1 protein-coding gene is annotated in these 480 nt (G+C 50.8%); it reads right to left on the bottom strand.

All coding sequences use genetic code 11. The annotated features are described in order from the left end of the window. Positions 1-480 (bottom strand): hypothetical protein (locus tag EOD29_RS30645; RefSeq protein WP_245475485.1); only part of this gene is annotated, 480 nt, incomplete at both ends.

The following is a 480-nucleotide window of genomic DNA, read 5'->3' as shown; positions in this document are numbered from 1 at the left end:
CTGGTCGTTATTCCCTTCGAATGCCCATGCCATTTGCGCATCGTAATCGCTCAGAAGGGTGAGCAGCCCCAAGCCCGAACCGCTTTCTGCCGATATGGCATTGGTTTCGATTTGCTCAAGAAGAAGTTCGCCGGGGTCCCTCGATTGAAGGCGATGCAGCAGTTGCTGAAAGCGAGAGGATGTCACGCCATCGATCGTGTTCTTCACCCTTATTAAAAAAGTACCATCGAATATGCCGGCTTCAATGAGGATCTCCCCAGGCTGTCGAAACTTGACGGCATTTTCGATCAACTCATTGCTGAGATATCCGATATCATGATGCGCCTGCACGTAGTCTTTTCTCGAACGTGAATACCGCAGAGCCATGACTTCCGCTATAAAATCGGAAGTCATTCCTGAGTGCTTCCATCCAAGCTGAAGCGGTCCGTCGCTTAACGTGAGACGCGTGCTTGAATCCAAGCTTATGCCCGCCAGAGATTC

The organism is Mesorhizobium sp. M1A.T.Ca.IN.004.03.1.1, from assembly GCF_003997555.1.
GTDB lineage: Bacteria > Pseudomonadota > Alphaproteobacteria > Rhizobiales > Rhizobiaceae > Mesorhizobium.
The sequence above is the reverse complement of the archived record's forward strand: the minus strand, read 5'-3'. Positions and strand labels throughout refer to the sequence as shown.